The organism is Rhizobium favelukesii (assembly GCF_000577275.2).
In the GTDB taxonomy this organism is placed as follows: domain Bacteria; phylum Pseudomonadota; class Alphaproteobacteria; order Rhizobiales; family Rhizobiaceae; genus Rhizobium; species Rhizobium favelukesii.
This window is the reverse complement of the sequence record NZ_HG916852.1, coordinates 3,269,990-3,286,979: the sequence shown is the minus strand read 5'-3', so window position 1 is coordinate 3,286,979 and position 16,990 is coordinate 3,269,990. Positions and strand designations below refer to the sequence as shown.

The 16,990-nt window shown below is 61.0% G+C and carries 15 protein-coding genes; 3 read left to right on the top strand and 12 right to left on the bottom strand.

Going from position 1 to position 16,990, the window contains the following annotated elements; translation table 11 throughout:
* Positions 1-32 precede the first annotated feature (32 nt).
* Positions 33-920, bottom strand: a complete 888-nt coding sequence (gene bcsN / locus LPU83_RS54880) for a cellulose biosynthesis protein BcsN (protein WP_037070019.1) — start codon at positions 918-920, stop codon at positions 33-35.
* 347 nt (positions 921-1,267) lie between these two features.
* On the opposite strand from bcsN, the gene LPU83_RS54875 reads away from it, so the two are divergent.
* Positions 1,268-1,756, top strand: coding sequence for a BON domain-containing protein (locus LPU83_RS54875; protein ID WP_024316126.1), 489 nt, complete (start codon positions 1,268-1,270; stop codon positions 1,754-1,756).
* Between the two features lie 76 nt (positions 1,757-1,832).
* Here LPU83_RS54875 and LPU83_RS54870 read toward each other — a convergent pair whose 3' ends face one another.
* The 8 genes from LPU83_RS54870 to LPU83_RS54835 are packed head-to-tail and all read right to left on the bottom strand — an operon-like array spanning position 1,833 to position 9,894.
* Positions 1,833-2,765, bottom strand: coding sequence for a dihydrodipicolinate synthase family protein (locus LPU83_RS54870; RefSeq protein ID WP_024316125.1), 933 nt, complete (start codon positions 2,763-2,765; stop codon positions 1,833-1,835).
* Positions 2,762-3,730 carry an ABC transporter ATP-binding protein gene (locus LPU83_RS54865; RefSeq protein WP_024316124.1) on the bottom strand — a complete coding sequence of 323 codons (969 nt, stop codon included), beginning with the start codon at positions 3,728-3,730 and terminating at the stop codon, positions 2,762-2,764. Before LPU83_RS54865 ends, LPU83_RS54870 begins: the two co-directional genes overlap by 4 nt.
* Positions 3,731-4,744, bottom strand: coding sequence for an ABC transporter ATP-binding protein (locus LPU83_RS54860; RefSeq protein WP_029710167.1), 1,014 nt, complete (start codon positions 4,742-4,744; stop codon positions 3,731-3,733).
* A 5-nt stretch (positions 4,745-4,749) separates the two neighbouring features.
* The gene (locus LPU83_RS54855; protein ID WP_024316122.1) at positions 4,750-5,670 is read right to left on the bottom strand and encodes a dihydrodipicolinate synthase family protein; all 921 of its coding nucleotides are present in this window, start codon (positions 5,668-5,670) and stop codon (positions 4,750-4,752) included.
* Positions 5,671-5,689: 19 nt separating this feature from the next.
* Complete coding sequence (locus LPU83_RS54850; protein WP_037070015.1) at positions 5,690-6,565, bottom strand: ABC transporter permease; 876 nt, start codon at positions 6,563-6,565, stop codon at positions 5,690-5,692.
* Positions 6,566-6,567: 2 nt separating this feature from the next.
* The gene (locus LPU83_RS54845) at positions 6,568-7,527 is read right to left on the bottom strand and encodes an ABC transporter permease (RefSeq protein WP_024316120.1); all 960 of its coding nucleotides are present in this window, start codon (positions 7,525-7,527) and stop codon (positions 6,568-6,570) included.
* A 55-nt stretch (positions 7,528-7,582) separates the two neighbouring features.
* Complete coding sequence (locus LPU83_RS54840) at positions 7,583-9,166, bottom strand: ABC transporter substrate-binding protein (RefSeq protein WP_024316119.1); 1,584 nt, start codon at positions 9,164-9,166, stop codon at positions 7,583-7,585.
* Positions 9,163-9,894: a FadR/GntR family transcriptional regulator gene (locus tag LPU83_RS54835; RefSeq protein WP_024316118.1), complete on the bottom strand. Its 732-nt coding sequence runs from the start codon at positions 9,892-9,894 to the stop codon at positions 9,163-9,165. The genes LPU83_RS54840 and LPU83_RS54835 overlap by 4 nt, the downstream gene beginning before the upstream one ends.
* A 558-nt stretch (positions 9,895-10,452) precedes the next feature.
* Here LPU83_RS54835 and katG point away from each other — a divergent pair.
* Together katG and LPU83_RS54825 are read left to right on the top strand one after the other, a co-directional pair.
* A complete protein-coding gene (gene katG / locus LPU83_RS54830) occupies positions 10,453-12,633 on the top strand; it encodes a catalase/peroxidase HPI (protein ID WP_024316117.1) in 2,181 nt (726 codons plus the stop codon).
* Between the two features lie 236 nt (positions 12,634-12,869).
* Complete coding sequence (locus LPU83_RS54825) at positions 12,870-13,043, top strand: hypothetical protein (protein ID WP_374046199.1); 174 nt, start codon at positions 12,870-12,872, stop codon at positions 13,041-13,043.
* A gap of 129 nt (positions 13,044-13,172) precedes the next feature.
* On the opposite strand, the gene LPU83_RS54820 is transcribed toward LPU83_RS54825, so the two are convergent.
* From LPU83_RS54820 to LPU83_RS75375, 3 genes are all read right to left on the bottom strand, one after another.
* Positions 13,173-13,532 carry an RT0821/Lpp0805 family surface protein gene (locus LPU83_RS54820; RefSeq protein WP_024316116.1) on the bottom strand — a complete coding sequence of 120 codons (360 nt, stop codon included), beginning with the start codon at positions 13,530-13,532 and terminating at the stop codon, positions 13,173-13,175.
* A gap of 310 nt (positions 13,533-13,842) precedes the next feature.
* On the bottom strand, positions 13,843-14,517 hold the full coding sequence (locus tag LPU83_RS54815; RefSeq protein WP_082321232.1) for a LysR substrate-binding domain-containing protein: 675 nt from the start codon (positions 14,515-14,517) through the stop codon (positions 13,843-13,845).
* Between the two features lie 19 nt (positions 14,518-14,536).
* A complete protein-coding gene (locus tag LPU83_RS75375; RefSeq protein WP_024316115.1) occupies positions 14,537-16,903 on the bottom strand; it encodes a TSUP family transporter in 2,367 nt (788 codons plus the stop codon).
* Positions 16,904-16,990 lie beyond the last annotated feature (87 nt).

Here is a 16,990-nt window from a genome sequence, read left to right as displayed (position 1 = left end):
GGGTGCTTGGGAACACCGCAGCCTTCCCACGTCTATCTTCGGCACACGGCCGTCATGGCCGAATCCCCTATACAGTCTGGCGATGGCACCGTTAGGCCGCTCGCCGTCGCGGATCTCGGTTGCGTCTGTTCGTTCGAAGGCACTGCTGACATGCCTGGCTGTGGCAAATCGCTCGAGGCGTCCGGCAACGGCACGCGAGGACCTGTCGGCAGCGGTAACTGGGCAGGCGCCTCCTCAGCTTTCGGCTGAACGCTGCGTACGCGAACGACACGCGATTGGATTTCCGGGCGGGCCGGTTCATAGCCAAAGGCCATCGGCATGTTCCTGTAACCGCCTTGGTCCGGATAGATCGGATTGCCAGGGCGCCCGAGCGTCGGATCAATACCCTGCGGAGATCCAAATGGATTCCAGATTTCTCCGTCCAGCATCCCGACGATCGTGTAGCCGTACATGATTCCAAGCAACTGCCTTTCGGTTGCCCGCGCATCGCAGAGGCGCAACCGCACCTGGATCATTCCGAAGTTACGCGCTTGCGTATGAGCGGATCTGCTCGAGCGGATCTGCTGCCAGCCATAAATACAGGTATCGCCCGAACCGCTCTCGCCCGAGGCATAGCCGAACGGTCCATAGCTGTTTTGTAGATAGGTCGTGGACCGCGTCATTTGCACGCCGGGAACGGCCACAAAAGCCTCGCGGATTATCCCGTTTTCGCTGATCATTTTATACGAGGCGTTTCCAGTACCGGGATTGGCTCCCGACGCGCCGAGGAACTGTACCTTGAGAAAATTCTGGCCTGGCACGGATGACGACGTGTAGAGCGAAATCATCTGCTCGGTGCCGTTGCCACGCTTGTGCTCGACGACGCTGACGATCGAGGGGCCGCCAGGCGGAGGCAAGGCCAGCGCCGTCTCGGCGGGCACCGTCTCGGAAATGTTTGGGGACCTGACGTTTCCCGACGACTGACATCCAACGAGGAGCCCGGCAAGCAATGCCAAGCATGACGCCTTCAGTAAACTGAACGTTTCGGGTCGCCGCAATCGTCTTTCCTCACATCCATGCGCAGATTTCGCGGTGGACTTCCGAATCAACGACCCTTGAGGCCGCTACCCATGGTAAACGACGATTATGGTTAACCCAAAGTTAATGTCAGAGCGGCAGCGGTAGCGATCCGTCCTATCTCCACGGTAGCATTGAGTACGACACAAGCTCCTGAACCATTTCGGGACCGATGAGTTTCTCCAAGACAGCGCAACCCATGGAGATCATCATGCCCAGGAACGATAAAGAACTGTCGCGTGAAGGAGACTATCGCGATTTCGAAGAGCGCAATATCGATGAAGGCTGGCCTTATGCCGACAAGGAGCCAAAGCGGCCCGCTCCGGCAAATCGCGCCTATGGCGAAGCTTCAGGTGACCCCGGCCGAGACAACAACAGCGGCTTGCGGGTGGACGGTGTGGACGAGAACGGCAACGAGAACCCTCTTAAGGACTCACTGCGCCCGGGGATGATCGATCGCGACGACAGCGACGAGCTGGAAGCGAAGGTGACGGAGAATCTCGAGAACATCCCTGATGTTGATGTCGATAGTATCGACGTTCATGCAGACGGCCATACCGTGACCCTCGAAGGAGAAGTCGAAACGATCGGAATGGCACGGAAGGTCGAACTCGCTGCCCTTGCGGTCGACGGCGTGCGGCATGTCCGGAACAAGATCGAGACGACCGGGGTCGACTCGCATATTCCCACGCACGATTGATCCGATTGCGCTCCTCAGTCAGACAAATGGGTGCCTTTCGCCAGACGTTCAGGGGGCCAAGGGCTGAGCAGTGCGCTCATTGGAAGAGTTCATGCAGTTCCGCGCGTGCGATCTTACTCAGCCGCTCGGCTTCGGCTTTTTCAATGGAACGGTATGGCCAACGGAGTTTCGTTCCAACCGGGCCCCACCCACCGATCGCACAAAGCAACTTGTCGAGCGCCGCATTCGAATAGCCCTGGGTCTGGCGAAATGGAACGATGTGGCTGTCCATGAACGCGCAAATCCGTTTCTCGATAGCCAGAGCGGCGTCGATATCTTTTGCCATGAGGTCGGTCCACCATTGGGCGCCGCGCGGACTGAGGCAGGCCACATTGGAAAACGCGCCGGCGGCACCGGCGTGTTTCATGCCGGTCGCAAGATGATGGCCGGGGACGAAAAGCGCGAGCGCCGAGAGGTGTTCGCGCGCCGCCGCATACCAATCCGCATCGCCGTCGGCGAGCTTAATGCCGACAACGCAAGGGGAGGGGCCGCAGATGGCGGCCAGGTCTCGGGGCGTGAGAACCCGCTTTGCATGTGGCGGATTGTAGAGGATCAGGGGGATGCCCTCGGCGCAGTCCGCCGCGCGCTTCAGGAAATCGATCGCCTCCAGATCGGCTACCGGCCACCAATCCGGCAGAATGACCTGGATCGCCAGAGGCTTCAGGGCCACCGCGCGTATGATCCGGGAGAGCGCGATCCGCGGGTCCGGCTGACACGCGCCGATCACGAAGGGTATGCCGGTCCCTGCGCAACGCTCGGCAAGCGTTGCCTGGATCCTGTCGAACTCGGCTTCGGTCTGATTATGGAACTCACCAGCCGTGCCGTTGGAATAGATGCCGTCGACGCCGGCTTCTACAAGGATGTCGATCTCTTCGCCGAGTGCAGAAAAGTCGATCTCGTCGTTCTCCATGATGGGCAACAGAAGGCTCGCCCAATTGCCGGCGATCGAATGCCGTCTTTGCGTCGTCAAGGCATGGCTCCCAATGGTATGTCATCGCGAATGCAGGCCTTGAAGTGTCCCGGCGCGACTTCCCGCAGTTCCGGTGCGGCCTGGCCGCAGGCCTCGATCGCGTGCGGACAGCGGGTGCGAAAAACGCAGCCGCTCGGAGGGTTGGCGGGGCTCGGGATTTCGCCCTTCAGCACCTGCCGCTCGCGCTTGGCGCCGACGTCGGTCGAGGGAATGGCCGAGAGAAGCGCGCGCGTATAGGGATGCTGCGGCCGGGCGTAGAGATCGCCGCTCGCAGCGATTTCCATGATCCGACCGAGATAGAGGACGATCACCCGATCGCAAATATACTCTACGACCGCAAGGTCATGCGAGATGAACAGCATGGTCAGCCCCAGCTGCTGCTGCAGATCGCGCAGCAGGTTTATGACCTGCGCCTGGATGGAGACATCGAGCGCCGACACCGGCTCGTCGGCGACGATCAGCTCCGGGGTCAGTGTCAGTGCGCGCGCAATGCCAATGCGCTGGCGCTGCCCGCCTGAAAACTCGTGGGCATAGCGATTGATCGCCTCGGCGGGCAGGTCGACCTGCTCGAGCGCGATGCGGGCGCGCTCCATCCGCTCCGCGCGGGTTCCGATGCGCTGGATTTTCAATCCCTCCGTCAGGATTTCGCCGATGGTCATGCGCGGCGAGAGACTGGCGAACGGGTCCTGAAAGATATACTGCATGCGCGGGCGCATGCGGCGCATCGCCGACGGTGAAAGGCCGGTCAGTTCGACGCCGTCGAAACGGACGTTGCCGGCGGACGGCTCGACCAGGCGCAGCACCGAGCGGCCGATCGTCGTTTTACCGCTTCCGGATTCGCCGACCAGCCCCACGACTTCGCCCTTGCCGATGTCGAAGGAAATATCCTTCAAAATGGTCAGCCGCGTGCCATGGGATGCGTAGTGTTTGGACAGATCGCGGACGGAAAGCAGAGGTTCGGTCATCTAGATCTCCCGCCAGCGAATGCATCGGCTCTTATGAAGCGGTCCAACGGGTTCAAGCGCCGGCACCGCCTTGCGACACGCCTCGATCGCAAATTGACAGCGCGGCGCAAAGGTGCAGCCCGAGGGCATGTTGACGAGGCTTGGAACGACGCCCGGAATGGCGGCGAGCTTTTCGCCGGCTTGTTTCATCCGTGTCGCGTCGCCAAGCCGGGGCATCGAGGCAAGGAGGCCCTTTGTGTAAGGATGCTTCGGATTGCTGAAGACCTCGCCGACCGGCCCTTCCTCGACGATGCGGCCGGTGTACATGACGGCGACGCGATGGGCGATCTGGGCCACGACGCCGAGATTGTGCGTGACGAAAAGGATGGCCATGCCGCGCTCGCGCTGGAGCTTCAGCAGCAGATCGAGGATCTGCGCCTGGATCGTCACATCGAGTGCGGTCGTCGGTTCATCCGCAATCAGCAATGTCGGATCGCAGGCAAGTGCCATGGCGATCGTCGCACGCTGGCGCATGCCGCCGGACAGCTCGTGCGGATACTGGCCGGCGCGCCGTTTGGCATCGGGGATCCCGACGCTTTCCAAGAGCGAAACGGCAGTAGCCATTGCGGCTTTTCGGGTTGCGCCGCGATGAATGCGAATTGGCTCGGCGATCTGGTCGCCAATCGTGTAGACGGGATTGAGGCTGGACATCGGCTCCTGGAAGACCATGCCGATGTCGTCGCCGCGAATGTCGCGCATTTCCTCGTCGGTCAGCGTAACGAGGTCGTGCCCGGAACCATCCTTGCGGCGCAGCCGGATGCTTCCCGCTGCGATCGATCCGATGTTGCGGGTGAGAAGGCGCATGACGGAAAGACTGGTCACGGATTTGCCCGAACCGGATTCTCCTACCAGAGCCACGGTCTCTCCTGCGCCCACCGTCAGGTCGACGTCGTTGACGGCCGTGACATCGCCGCCGCGAATGCGGAAGATTGTCTTGAGGCCCTGAATGGCAAGAACCGGTTCGGCTGACTGCATGGTGGTCACCCGCCAAGCAGACCGGTTGCACGCAGGATCTCATTGATCCTTGCCGTCTCTGCTTCATTGAGGGCGGCGCGCGGACGCGGCATGACGGAGGTATCGATAATGCCGAGGCTCTTCATTGCGGTCTTGAAGCCACCAATGCCGGAGGCACCGCCGCTGACGCGGCCCTGGGCGACCCAGACGATTTCGAAGAGACGGCAGAGCCGCTCCTGCTCCTTGCGCGCGGCGACCCAGTCCCCACGCTGGGCGGCGTTCCAGAGGCGCACATAGCCATGCGGATCGACATTGGCGATGCCAGGAACAACGCCATGGGCCCCCATCAGCAAGGCATTGTCGACGACGATTTCCGAACCGGTCATCAGGAACACGTTCGGCCGGTCGGCAAGATCGAGCAGGGCATAGCGAAAATTGCCGTCGTCGCCGCTGGAATCCTTAAGGCCGATGATCGTGCCTTCCCTGGCCAAGGTCACCGTCGTCTGGCGTTGCAGCTTGACGTGCACGCAGACCGGAATGTCGTAGGCGACGAGCGGTACGTCGACGGCGTCACGGATAAAGCGGAAGTGGTCGAGGATTTCCGATTGGCTGGTGACGGTATAGAACGGCGCGGTGGCAACCACGGCATCGGCGCCCGCCCGCTTGGCGACGTCTGCGTGATGAATGACGCGATCCGTGGTCGCATCTATGACGCCGACGATCAACGGTACGCGCCCGTTCACCACCTTTGCCGAATGCTCGATGATCTGGCGGCGCGTCTTGTCGTCGTGAAAGATTACCTCGCTTGTCGAACCAAGCACGAAAACGCCGTGGCATCCACCGTCGATAAGATGCTCCAGAACCCGCGTATAGGACGGATAATCGACCGTGAAATCCGCATTGAGAGGCGTCACGACTGGAGGAATTACACCCTTGAATTTTGTCATTGTCTCTTCTTTCGAATGATCAGTTTAGTTCAGCGCGAGGGTCGAAAGCGTCCCGAAGACCGTCGCCGATGAAGTTGATGGCAAGAACCGCGAGGATGAGAGCCCCGCCTGGGAACAGCCATTGCCAGGGATATTGTTCAAGCACCGCCGTCGAGCGGGCCGCGTTCAGCATGTTGCCCCAGCTGGCGGCCGGCGGGGCAATGCCGAGACCAAGGAAGGAAAGGCCGGCTTCGAGCAGGATGGCGTTGGCGATCTGCAGCGTGGCGTAGACAACCAGGATATCGATCGAGTTCGGCAGACCGTGCCGGAAGAGGAGGTGCGGCAGGCCAGCGCCCATTCCCCGCGCGGCGATGACGAAGTCGCGCTCGCGCAATTCCAGGAGCCGCGCGCGCACCATTCGTGCCAGGAGCGGCCAGGACAGCAGCGAAATGACGAGGACGGTCGGCCAGATGCCCGTGCCGGCGATCGAGGCGAGCACAAGGAGAAAAATCACGGGCGGCAGCGTCATGACGAGATCGACAAACCGCATGCCGACGGCGTCTGCCCAGCGGCCGGCAAGGGCGGAGACGGCGCCGAAAAGAAAGCCGATGATCGCTGACAGCAGCGTCGAGGCAACGGCCACGAGGAGCGAGATGCGTCCGCCTTCCATCACGCGCGCAAACACGTCGCGTCCGACGCCGTCCGTGCCGAAGACGTGTTTGGAACTTGGACCGCTGTTCATCGCCAATAGGTCAATGTCGTTTGGCTTGAAGGTCCACCAGAGCGGGTAGGACAGGATCATCGCCAACACAGGAAGAGCCAGGCAGACGCCGAAAACGGCAGCACGGTTGATCAGGAAGCGGTCGAGCGCGCGGGCGAGAGGACCGGGACTGCGGGTGGGGGTTCTGGCCAGCATGCTCAGCCCACCTTGATGCGCGGATCGATCACCGCATAGGTCATGTCCGTCAGCAGATTGACCACGATGACGCAGGCTCCGATGATGAGTGTGGCGCCCATGATGACCGGATAGTCACGGGTTTCGACCGAATCGACGAGCAGCAGACCCATGCCCGGCCAATTGAAGACGCTCTCGATGAAGATGGCGCCGCCGATGGCAAGACCGATGGTCGAACCGATGAGCGTGACAACAGGCAGCAGCGCATTGCGCAAGGCGTGCTTGACGATCACCCAGAATTCGATGACGCCCTTGGCCCGCGCCGTGCGCACGTAGTCCTGATTGAGCACTTCCAATAGGGAGGCGCGCATGTAGCGCATGATCAACGCTGCCTGGGCGACTGCAAGCAGGCAGGCAGGCAGGATCAGGTGATGCAGCAGATCGAGGACCGAGAACGGCTCGCCGGGTGTCAGCATGCCGCCAGATGGCATCCAGTTGAGCCGTACGGCAAAGACGTAAAGTCCGATCAACGCACTGAGAAAAGCCGGGCTTGAAATGCCGGCAAGCGCAAGCACCGAGAACGAAACGTCGGTGACCGAATTGCGTCGCACGGCGCTTACGATGCCGGTGGCGATGCCAACAATAATTGAGATGACGAGAGCCGTTCCCATGAGCAGGATGGTGGGACCGATGCGTGACAGCACGAGGCCGAGCACCGGCTGATCCATGCGCTTGATCGAGTAGCCGAGATTGCCGGTCAACGCCTGCTGCAGCCAGGCCAGGTATTGCACAGGCAGCGGTTGATCGAGGCCGAGCCTGCTGCGCAGTTCAGCCAGATCAGCCGGCGACAACGGAATGTTCGGATCGATATAGGCATCGATCGGATCACCAGGGGTGAGGCGCAGCAGAAGGAAAATCAGCATGCTCAACGCGAGCAGCATGCCTATCCCGATCGCCAAGCGCCGGAGGCTAAATGTCAGCATTGCAACTCCGTCCTGAAAGGGTGGCGAACGCCACCCTCTCGTACCATGGGCGGCCTTATTCAGCGATCGACCAATGTTGCGGATCGGCCTCGTAGGGACCGCCTCCGGGAGCGGGGGTCCAGACGAAATCCTTGACCTTGGTGGAGACGACGCCATAGCGGTTCGCCACCCAGAGCGTGCCCCAGGGAAGCTGACTGTTCATGACCTTGCAGACCTGCCGGTAGCGTTCGTCACGCTTTGCCGCGTCGGGCTCGGCAAGGGCAGTGTCGAGCGCGGCAGTCAGATCGGGTATGCGGGCGCGAACGACGTTCGGGCCGGCGGGCGGAATCTGCTTTTCATTCAGCCCGACATTGATGCTGCCGGCATCCGGTCCGTTTTGCAGACCGGCATAGACCAGCTGAAACTGCGAGATATCGGCATCCGGCTTCAGGACGATGCTGTTATAGGTCGGAGCATCGACTGCGCGCGGCACGACATTGATGCCAACCTGCGCCAGCATCGCTTGAACTGCAGCGAGCACGTTGGTCGCCAATGGCGTCGTGTAGTAGGTCAAAAGCGTGATCGGCTTGCCACCATTGATCTCGTCCCAGCCCGCTTCTTTCAAAAGCGCCTTTGCCTTTTCGGGATCGTAGGCATAGGGGTCGATATCCTTCGGCACGAGCTGGTCGGCGACGTAGGCGCAGTTGGCCGGCTTGGCGGCGCCTCCGTAGAGGCTCTGGATGATTGCATCGCGGTTGATCGCGTGCATCACGGCCTGACGGACACGCAAATCCTTCCAGATCGGTGATTCATGGTTGAATCCCAGGTAATTGACGACGAACGAGTTGCCTTCGATCACCTGGAAGGACGTGTCATCCTTGAACGTCGGGACATCGTTAGAATCGACATAGGTGAATTGAATCTCGCCGGCGCGAAGCGCGGCGATCGCGGCCGCCGGATCGGCGAAGTAGCGATTGATGATCTTCTCCAGAGCCGGCTTACCGCCCCGGTAATCGGTGTTGGCGGCGAGTTCGACGTACTGGTCGTTGACATATTTGGTGAACTTGAAGGCACCAGTGCCGATCGGTGACGTCGACCACCACGGGCTCTTGGCGAGCTGGTCGGCCGGTATTGACGACAGCGCATGCTCGGGCAGCATCATCACCTTGGTAAGCGTATCTATGAGGCTCGCGGATGGTGCGCTGAGCTTGATGACCAGCGTATGTTCATCGGGAGCCTCGACCGCCGATACCGGTGACAGGCGGGCTGCCAGGACGGAGCCGGTCTTGGCGTTCTTGGCGAGCCCGATCGTGAACTTGGCGTCGTTTGCCGTAAATGGCTTTCCGTCGTGCCATTTCGCGTCGGCGAGCTTGAACGCGTAGGTCAGCTGGTCCGGGCTGATCTCATAGGAGGAGGCAAGGACGCCGACCGTCTTCTGCAGCTTCGCATCGTAGGCGACGAGTGGCTCGAAATAGATGCTGAGCCAGGTGAAGCCGGCGGTCGCGGCCAGCGGATTGAAATTGCCCTGGAAGCCACCGGGGCCGACGTCGAAACCGCCCGACAGGGTTGCGGATTGTGCCGGGCGGGTGAAGCCCGATGCGACGGTTGTTGCCATCATCGCAGCGATCGCGATCGCCGAAAGTCGAGACAGAGTTTTCATTGCGTTCCTCCCACATTTGAACTTGTCTTGTTGTTTGCGATAACTCGGGCGATGCCCTCGTAGTGGTGGTCGAGACGCCGGCGGGCCTCCTCCAGGTCCCGGGCCTCGACGGCATCGACAATGGCGGCGTGATCCCGCCAGGTGGCCATCGGATCGACATTGTCGAGATTGACGAAATCCGAGGCCTTGTAGAAAGCGAGCCAGAACACGTCGATCAGCCGGCTCAGCGTCTCGTTCTGCTGGCAGCGGAACAGCAGGCGATGAAAGAGCTGGTCGTCCTCGGCGAAGGCTTCGCCACGTTCCGCATGCGCCTTCATGCGGTTGACGGCGGCGCGAAGCTCGGCAATGTCGTCCTTGCTGATCGTCTCCAGCGTCTTGCCGATCAGACCGACCTCGAGCGTCCGGCGAATCTCGATGACTTCCTCGATCTGGCGAAGCGCGCCGCCAAGACCATAGGCAAGATTGTCGAGCAGCGGCTCAAAGGAGAACGCTTTGACGAAGATCCCGACGCCGCGACGCGATTCCAGCACACCGAGAGATTCAAGCGCCTTGATGCCCTCGCGCAGGGAGTTGCGGCTGACGCCGAGCTGGGCTGCGAGCTCGCTCTCGGCCGGCAGAAGGGTGCCCGGTTTCAAGCCATTGTCGTTGATGTATGCGCGCAGGCTCTCCTGCACGGAAACATGCAGCAGCGGGGCTCTCGTCAAAGGCTTCATGGTCTTGAGTGGCATGCCAATCCCGCTGCAAAAGTTTCAGACAAGAGACACATATCCACTTGTAGGATATCTGTCAAATGGACATGCGACAGTGATGCGCCCGGGGAGTTTTGTGATGGAGGCGGGAGTCTGTAGGGGAACGATGGCGGCCACCCTCCGGAAGCCGGCCACCGACAATTCGCCGGTCAGCCGGGCAGCGAGGCGTTAAAATCCGAACGTCTTGGCCACGGCCCTCGGCTGCATGGAAACGCTACGCACAGCCCGCGGTAGGCAATGTTTTTGCCAACGCCAAAAACCCGACGGCATGCCACGGTGCTCGCATCCAAGTCAGAAACGCTGCGCTGTGGGCCCTCAGGATTTTCATAATTTTAGGTTATCGTAACGATCAGTAAATCTAACTTAGAATTATGATCAGCTTCCGATATGAAGAAGCAAAGGGAGGATGCGCGTCGACCGGTGTCTTCGGCTCGAGCACAAAGCCTCATTCGGGAACGGCGCAGCTCGGCCGGGCCGGGTGGTTTGGCAAAGCTCCCTTTGGACGGCAGAAAATTCAAAGCAATCAAGGAGAACGTTATGGACCAGAAACCCGAGAGCGCAGGCAAATGTCCCGTTGCGCATGGCAATACGCCCCGTGGTCGATCCAACCGCGACTGGTGGCCGGACCGGCTGGACGTTCAGATTCTTCACCAGCATTCCGGTCTTGCCGATCCGATGGGCAAGGCGTTCGACTATGCCGAGGAATTCAAGACGCTCGACCTCGACGCGCTGAAGCAGGACCTTCACGCGCTGATGACCGATTCGCAGGACTGGTGGCCGGCCGACTTCGGTCACTACGGCGGCCTGTTCATCCGCATGGCCTGGCACAGTGCTGGCACATACCGCATCACCGACGGTCGCGGCGGTGCCGGTGCCGGCCAGCAGCGCTTCGCGCCTCTCAACAGCTGGCCTGATAATGCCAACCTCGACAAGGCCCGCCGCCTGCTGTGGCCGATCAAGCAGAAATACGGCAACAAGATCTCCTGGGCCGACCTGCTGATCCTCACGGGCAACGTCGCTCTGGAATCCATGGGTTTCAACACGTTCGGTTTTGCCGGTGGCCGTGCGGATGTTTGGGAGCCCGAGGAACTGTTCTGGGGTCCGGAAGGCACCTGGCTGGGCGACGAACGCTACAGCGGTGAACGCGAGCTCTCGGAGCCGCTTGGCGCCGTGCAGATGGGCCTGATCTACGTCAATCCCGAAGGCCCGAACGGCAATCCCGATCCGGTCGCAGCTGCCCACGACATCCGCGAAACCTTTGCGCGCATGGCGATGAACGACGAGGAGACCGTGGCGCTGATCGCCGGCGGTCATACCTTTGGCAAGACGCATGGTGCCGGCGATCCATCGCTGATCGGTGCCGAGCCGGAAGGCGGCGCGATCGAGGATCAGGGCCTCGGCTGGAAGAGCACGTTCGGTACCGGTGTCGGCAAGGACGCCATCACCGCCGGCCTGGAAGTGACCTGGACGCAGACCCCGACGAAGTGGAGCAATTTCTTCTTCGAAAACCTGTTCGGCTTTGAATGGGAGCTGACTGCAAGCCCGGCCGGCGCGAAGCAGTGGAAGGCCAAGGATGCCGACGCTTCCATTCCGGATGCCTATGACGCGTCGAAGAAACATCTCCCGACCATGCTGACCACCGACCTGTCACTGCGGTTCGATCCGGCCTATGAGAAGATCTCGCGCCGCTTCCTCGAGAACCCAGATCAGTTCGCCGACGCTTTTGCCCGCGCATGGTTCAAGCTGACCCACCGCGACATGGGACCGAAGGTTCGCTATCTCGGTCCGGAAGTCCCGGCAGAAGACCTGATCTGGCAGGACGTGGTCCCGGCCGTCGATCATCCGCTCGTCGACGACAAGGACATCGCTGCCCTGAAGGAGAGGGTTCTCTCAACCGGCCTCACCGCGCAGGAGCTGGTCTCGACCGCCTGGGCGTCCGCCTCGACCTTCCGCGGTTCCGACAAGCGCGGCGGCGCCAATGGCGCGCGCATCCGGCTTGCGCCGCAGAAGGACTGGGAAGTCAACCAGCCGGCGCAGCTCGCCAAGGTGCTTGGCGTCCTCGAAAGCGTCCAGAAAGACTTCAATGCTGCCCAGACTGGGGCTAAGAAGATCTCGCTCGCCGACCTGATCGTTCTTGCCGGTGCAGCCGGTGTCGAGAAAGCAGCAAGGGCTGGAGGTCGTGACGTCACCGTGCCGTTCACGCCTGGCCGCACGGATGCCTCGCAGGAGCAGACGGATGTGGCCTCCTTCGCGGCGCTTAAGCCGCGCGCCGACGGTTTCCGCAACTATGTCGGCGGCCGGCAATTCATGAAGCCGGAAGAGGCTCTCGTCGACCGCGCGCACCTGTTGACGCTGACCGCACCGGAAATGACGGTTCTCGTCGGCGGGCTGCGCGTGCTGAGGGCGGGCGAGCCCGAGCACGGCGTCTTCACGTCGCGTCCAGAGGCGTTGACGAACGACTTCTTCGTCAACTTGCTCGACATGGGCACGCAGTGGTCTCCCGTTGCCGGCAAGGAGGGCATCTACGAGGGACGCGACCGCAAGACGGACGAGCTCAAGTGGACCGGTACCCGCGTCGACCTGATCTTCGGTTCGCACTCGCAGCTTCGCGCCCTTGCCGAAGTCTATGGCCAGTCCGATGCCAAGGAGAAGTTCGTCAAGGACTTCGTCGCAGCCTGGACCAAGGTCATGAACGCCGATCGTTTCGACCTCGTCTGATCGGCAGCTCTCGCGCGGACGCGGCTTCTCAGCTGCGTCCGCGCATCCTTCTTCAGCTGGAACCTCGCCAGATGGGACAGTTGATGAAATGGGTGCCACCTCCAAAACTGGAGCGGCGGCATACGAGGGAAAACGCCTGATCTTGTCGGAGCGCAGCCTCGTGGCGAGGGCGCTCGAAGTCTTCCGTCAGTCTGCAATCACCAACGCAAAGCTCGAGGAGGAGGCCGCGGTGGCGCATGGACCAGGATACGCAGCAAAACGCTGCCATGGTGGAGGAAAGCAACGCCGCCTCCGCCATCCTCGCCGGGCAAGCCGCGCGTCTCCGCGAACGTCCGTCCGTGTTCCGTCTCGAGGCCGACGGCGCCGATCATGCGCCTGAGCTGCGGGCGATCGCGCCTGGTCGAGTATGAGACACCGGCGCGCGCCGGCCCGCGATCGCCGGCAATAAGGAAGCAGAAGCGCCGTTGCGACGACCTGCGCAGGAGAACGGCTAAAGCAGCTCGAGTCGGCTGTTCGGCTCGAGGACGGGGGCATCGCGGTTATCGTACCGGACCGAGCTTCCAGTCAGACTCGCCCGACGGGCAGGCGAGACCCTTGAAGCGGGTTTCTCCCTCGAGCGTGCGCTGGGTCGTCACAAAGGCGCGGCACGAACTTTCAGGATCAACGCCGATTTCTTCAATCACGCCAACACTTCCCGTTGATGGGTTGGCCCAGGCAAGGGGCTTCACTCCGACGGGGCCGCGGCTGACTGCGTCTGCGATAACCGCCTGATCCGTCTTCGTGGCTGACGGGATTGACTGTGTGACGGCGGCGGTTTCCAGGGGTTCGACCTTCGTGCATCCTGCCAGCACCAAGGCTAGAAGAGACAACTGCAACACGCCTATGTTTGTTCGCGTCATCTGGACATCCCGATGATTGTTCTTCCGCACGGTAGCATGCAATTCTGACTGCAAACTGAGGGCTACTATAGAAATCGGAGCGGCACCAGTCGGCTCCGCTCATGCCAAGACTTTGCTTGTGCGTTCCGTCACAATCTGGATGCCTTTCCCCACAAGTCGGCATTCAACGCTGGTGCCGATGCACACCGCCTCTGTGAGAGGGCCTCACATGAAAGCGTTTCGACAACGCCTCGATTGCCGATCTGCGATGTAACCCGAACGGTGTCGGGGTCAGTTGCACGCTTAGGCTTGGCGTGTTTGTCGCTGGTTGTTACCGGCCTGCAGCGTCTGCCAGCCAGCGTTTTACCGCTGCCACAGAGGCCGGATGACGGGGCTTGCGTGGCGAGACGACGTAGAAATCGGAACCAACAGTGAGTTCGGTCGGCAACACGCGCAGGAGGCGGCCCGACGTTATGTCGTCCTCGACGAAGAACGTGCTCGTCAGAGCGAGACCCTGGCCAGCAATCGCGGCCTCGAGCGCCAGCGACGTCTGATTGAACCGGATGTTCTTGGCGGTCGTCGGCAGATCGTCCGGAAACGCCAATTCCAGAAACTGCGGCCAAGAATCGTGGGCGTCGTGAAGAAGCGGGTAGCGCGGGAAATTGCCATCCTGGCCGGGCGGGCCCAGCTTCTCCACCAGCAAAGGGCTGCCGACGGCAACAAGGACGTTCTCGAAGAGAAGTTCCGCGTTCAGGCCCGATCCGAAGGGTAGCCGGCCATAACGGATCGCGAGATCCACTGCGTCGGTTTGGAAGTTGGCAATGCGATCACTCGCCAGGATGCGCAGATCGATGTTGGGTTGGGCCGCCGTGAAGTCCGGAAGGCGGGGGATTAGCCACTTCGAGGCGAAGGTTGGCGTCACGCTGATCGTCAGGTGAAGCTGCTCCGGCTTCAGCGTCTCCGTAGCATCAGAGATCAGCTCGAAAGCACGGCGGACGCTTGTCATGACGTCGGGCTTGTCCGGTTCATCCCCGCCAGAATCTCTTCCGTTCCATCAGCTCATCCAAGGACGACTGTGCGGCGTTGACCAATTTTTCGCGGTCGCCAACGACAATCAGGGATTGAGCGTCGGGATGTGAATCCAGCTCCAAGTCGTGAACGACAGTCGGCGCGGTTGCCATGTCGTTCAGAAGACCGAGTTCATCCTGCAGTTGTTCCATCGACTTGATAAACTTGCCGTACCGTCGCTCTGCCTGCTTGCTGGTGAACAACGAGCTTAGGAATTCGCTTGCGTATCTGAGCTTCTTCGCGGCCTTTCGCGCTTCGTGCCGGTGCTCGTCGTCAGCCTCCACCAGAGACTTGCCCCGCTTTTTCAGCGTCTTGCGTTGACGGTCGAGAACCTCGATTGCGAAATCGACCACCGGTCCGTTGCGGATCTCCGCCGTTTCCGGCAGCGTGAGATACTCGCCGCAGTGGAGCCATTCGTTAAGGTCAAGCATAAGGGCTTTGGCGCGCGAGCCATAAAGCGCATTCAGCACCTCCTCATAGGCGCTGTCGCGCGCTTCAAGCAGGTAGCTTCTGATGTCGCTGCTTCCGACCCTGGCAATCATGACATCGATGTTGCGCGCCGTTCCGAGAATACCGGTCAGCCACCTCAGCTCATCCTTGAGCCGATGGGATTCCACATCAACCAGGATCATCTTGTAGAGCGAGAAGGCGGACCGCAGCCGTCTGAGTGCAACGCGGGCCTGATGGAGTGCCGACGGGTTTGCGCGATCCATGAGGATCGATTCATTCAGCCGGAATTGCCGGAAACATGCCTCAGCGATGACTTGGAACGAACCAGAAACCCGCAGATCGCGATCGAGGTGCACGGGCTCCGATTTGCAGGCCGTTTCCTGCTCGCCGAGCAGACGGTATCCTCTCTCTGCTTTTGAAACGACACCGAAACGGATCGGAACAAGCGCCTCGATTCTGCGGGCAAGGATGAACAGGGCATTTGGCTTGCCGTCCTTCAGCTCCAGTTCCAATTCCCGTATCTGCATCTGGCGGTCGCCGGCGACGATCAAGCCCATGTCCAACGCGGCTTCAATCCTGCTCCCGTCCTGATCGACGTTCCACCGATGCCGTTTTACTGTTGTAGAGAACTGCGCGACGGAAGCGGTGCCGTCGATATCAAGTTCCGCCTTCAACGGGGTCGTGTAGTCGATCACAGGTGTGTTGCCTGTGACCGGCGCTTCCCACTCAGAGCGCGCAAAGATGGCACTGTTCGAGCCCTTCGTCTTTACCGTTTGGACATGCGCTTCGCCAACCGTACGGATTCGCAGAGAATAGCCGCCCTCCCACACCAGGTGGTCGGGGGTGTCAAAATAGATCGAGGTCAAGGGATCCACAGAGACCGGCTCGCCCAGCAAGCCGGATCCCAGCAGCGTGTCGACAGCGTCGGCGCTCAGTTCTAGCTTCAGTTCCGTTTCCGTTGCCAAATGGCAGTCTCCGCTCGGTCGCATGGTGATCGGTGGATGCAATTCTTTCGAAGAGAGATAGAGCGATGCCAGCCGGACAAAACATCCTGATGACAAAAACTTCAGCGGCGGCGCAATCGAAGCGATATCCCACACGAAAAGGGAGTCTCCGACCCTTGCGATCTTACAGGAACGCCCGGAGCAGCATTTCCAGCCCAGTGCAAACAGGCAGATGAGGAACCACTTTTGGAACGTGGCAGGATTGATCCTTGCGCGTATGGCTTGTCCGGCAGCCATGCCGGCAAGTGCGGGAATGATGGCGATCGCGGACGTCATCACAGCGCCCGCGTGATATTCACCGTGCCACGCAAGTCCGCCGGCAAGTGCAATCGTCGAGACGGTGAAAGACAGACCTAAGGCCTGTATGAGATCGTCTCGGGATAGGTCGAGCGATTGCAGATAAGGGACCGCTGGGACGACGAGAATGCCGGTCGCGCCGGTGATCATGCCTGTCACAAGGCCGATTGCCGGAGAAAGCCACCGTTCCAGCCGCGCTGAGACGCTGAGTGGCCGGGCGAGGAGCGTATAGATCGCATACAGCATGAGCACTGCGCCGAGTGCGGCGGTCGGCCCGTTGCTGTGTCCGCTGGTGATGAAGGCGGTGCCTGCGATCGTCGCCACGGTGATTGCGAGCATCATTGGCCAGAGGCGCACCGTTACCGGAACGAAGCTCGGTCCCGCCACCAACTGCCAGAGATTGGTGATGAGCGATGGCATCACCAGCAAAGCGGCCGCAGCAAGAGGAGAAACGAGCGAGCCCAGCAAGCCCATCGCCACGGTGGGTAAACCCATGCCGGTGATGCCCTTGACGATCCCGGCAACGAAGAAGATCACGGCGATGAGCGCGAGGAGGGCAAGCGGTGTTTCCATGTGCTCGGGAATAGCGGATCTGCCGTCGCGCACAATGCGGATTGTCGGAACCCAGGCTTCGGCTGGTCCGAAGGCTGATTCCGGTGT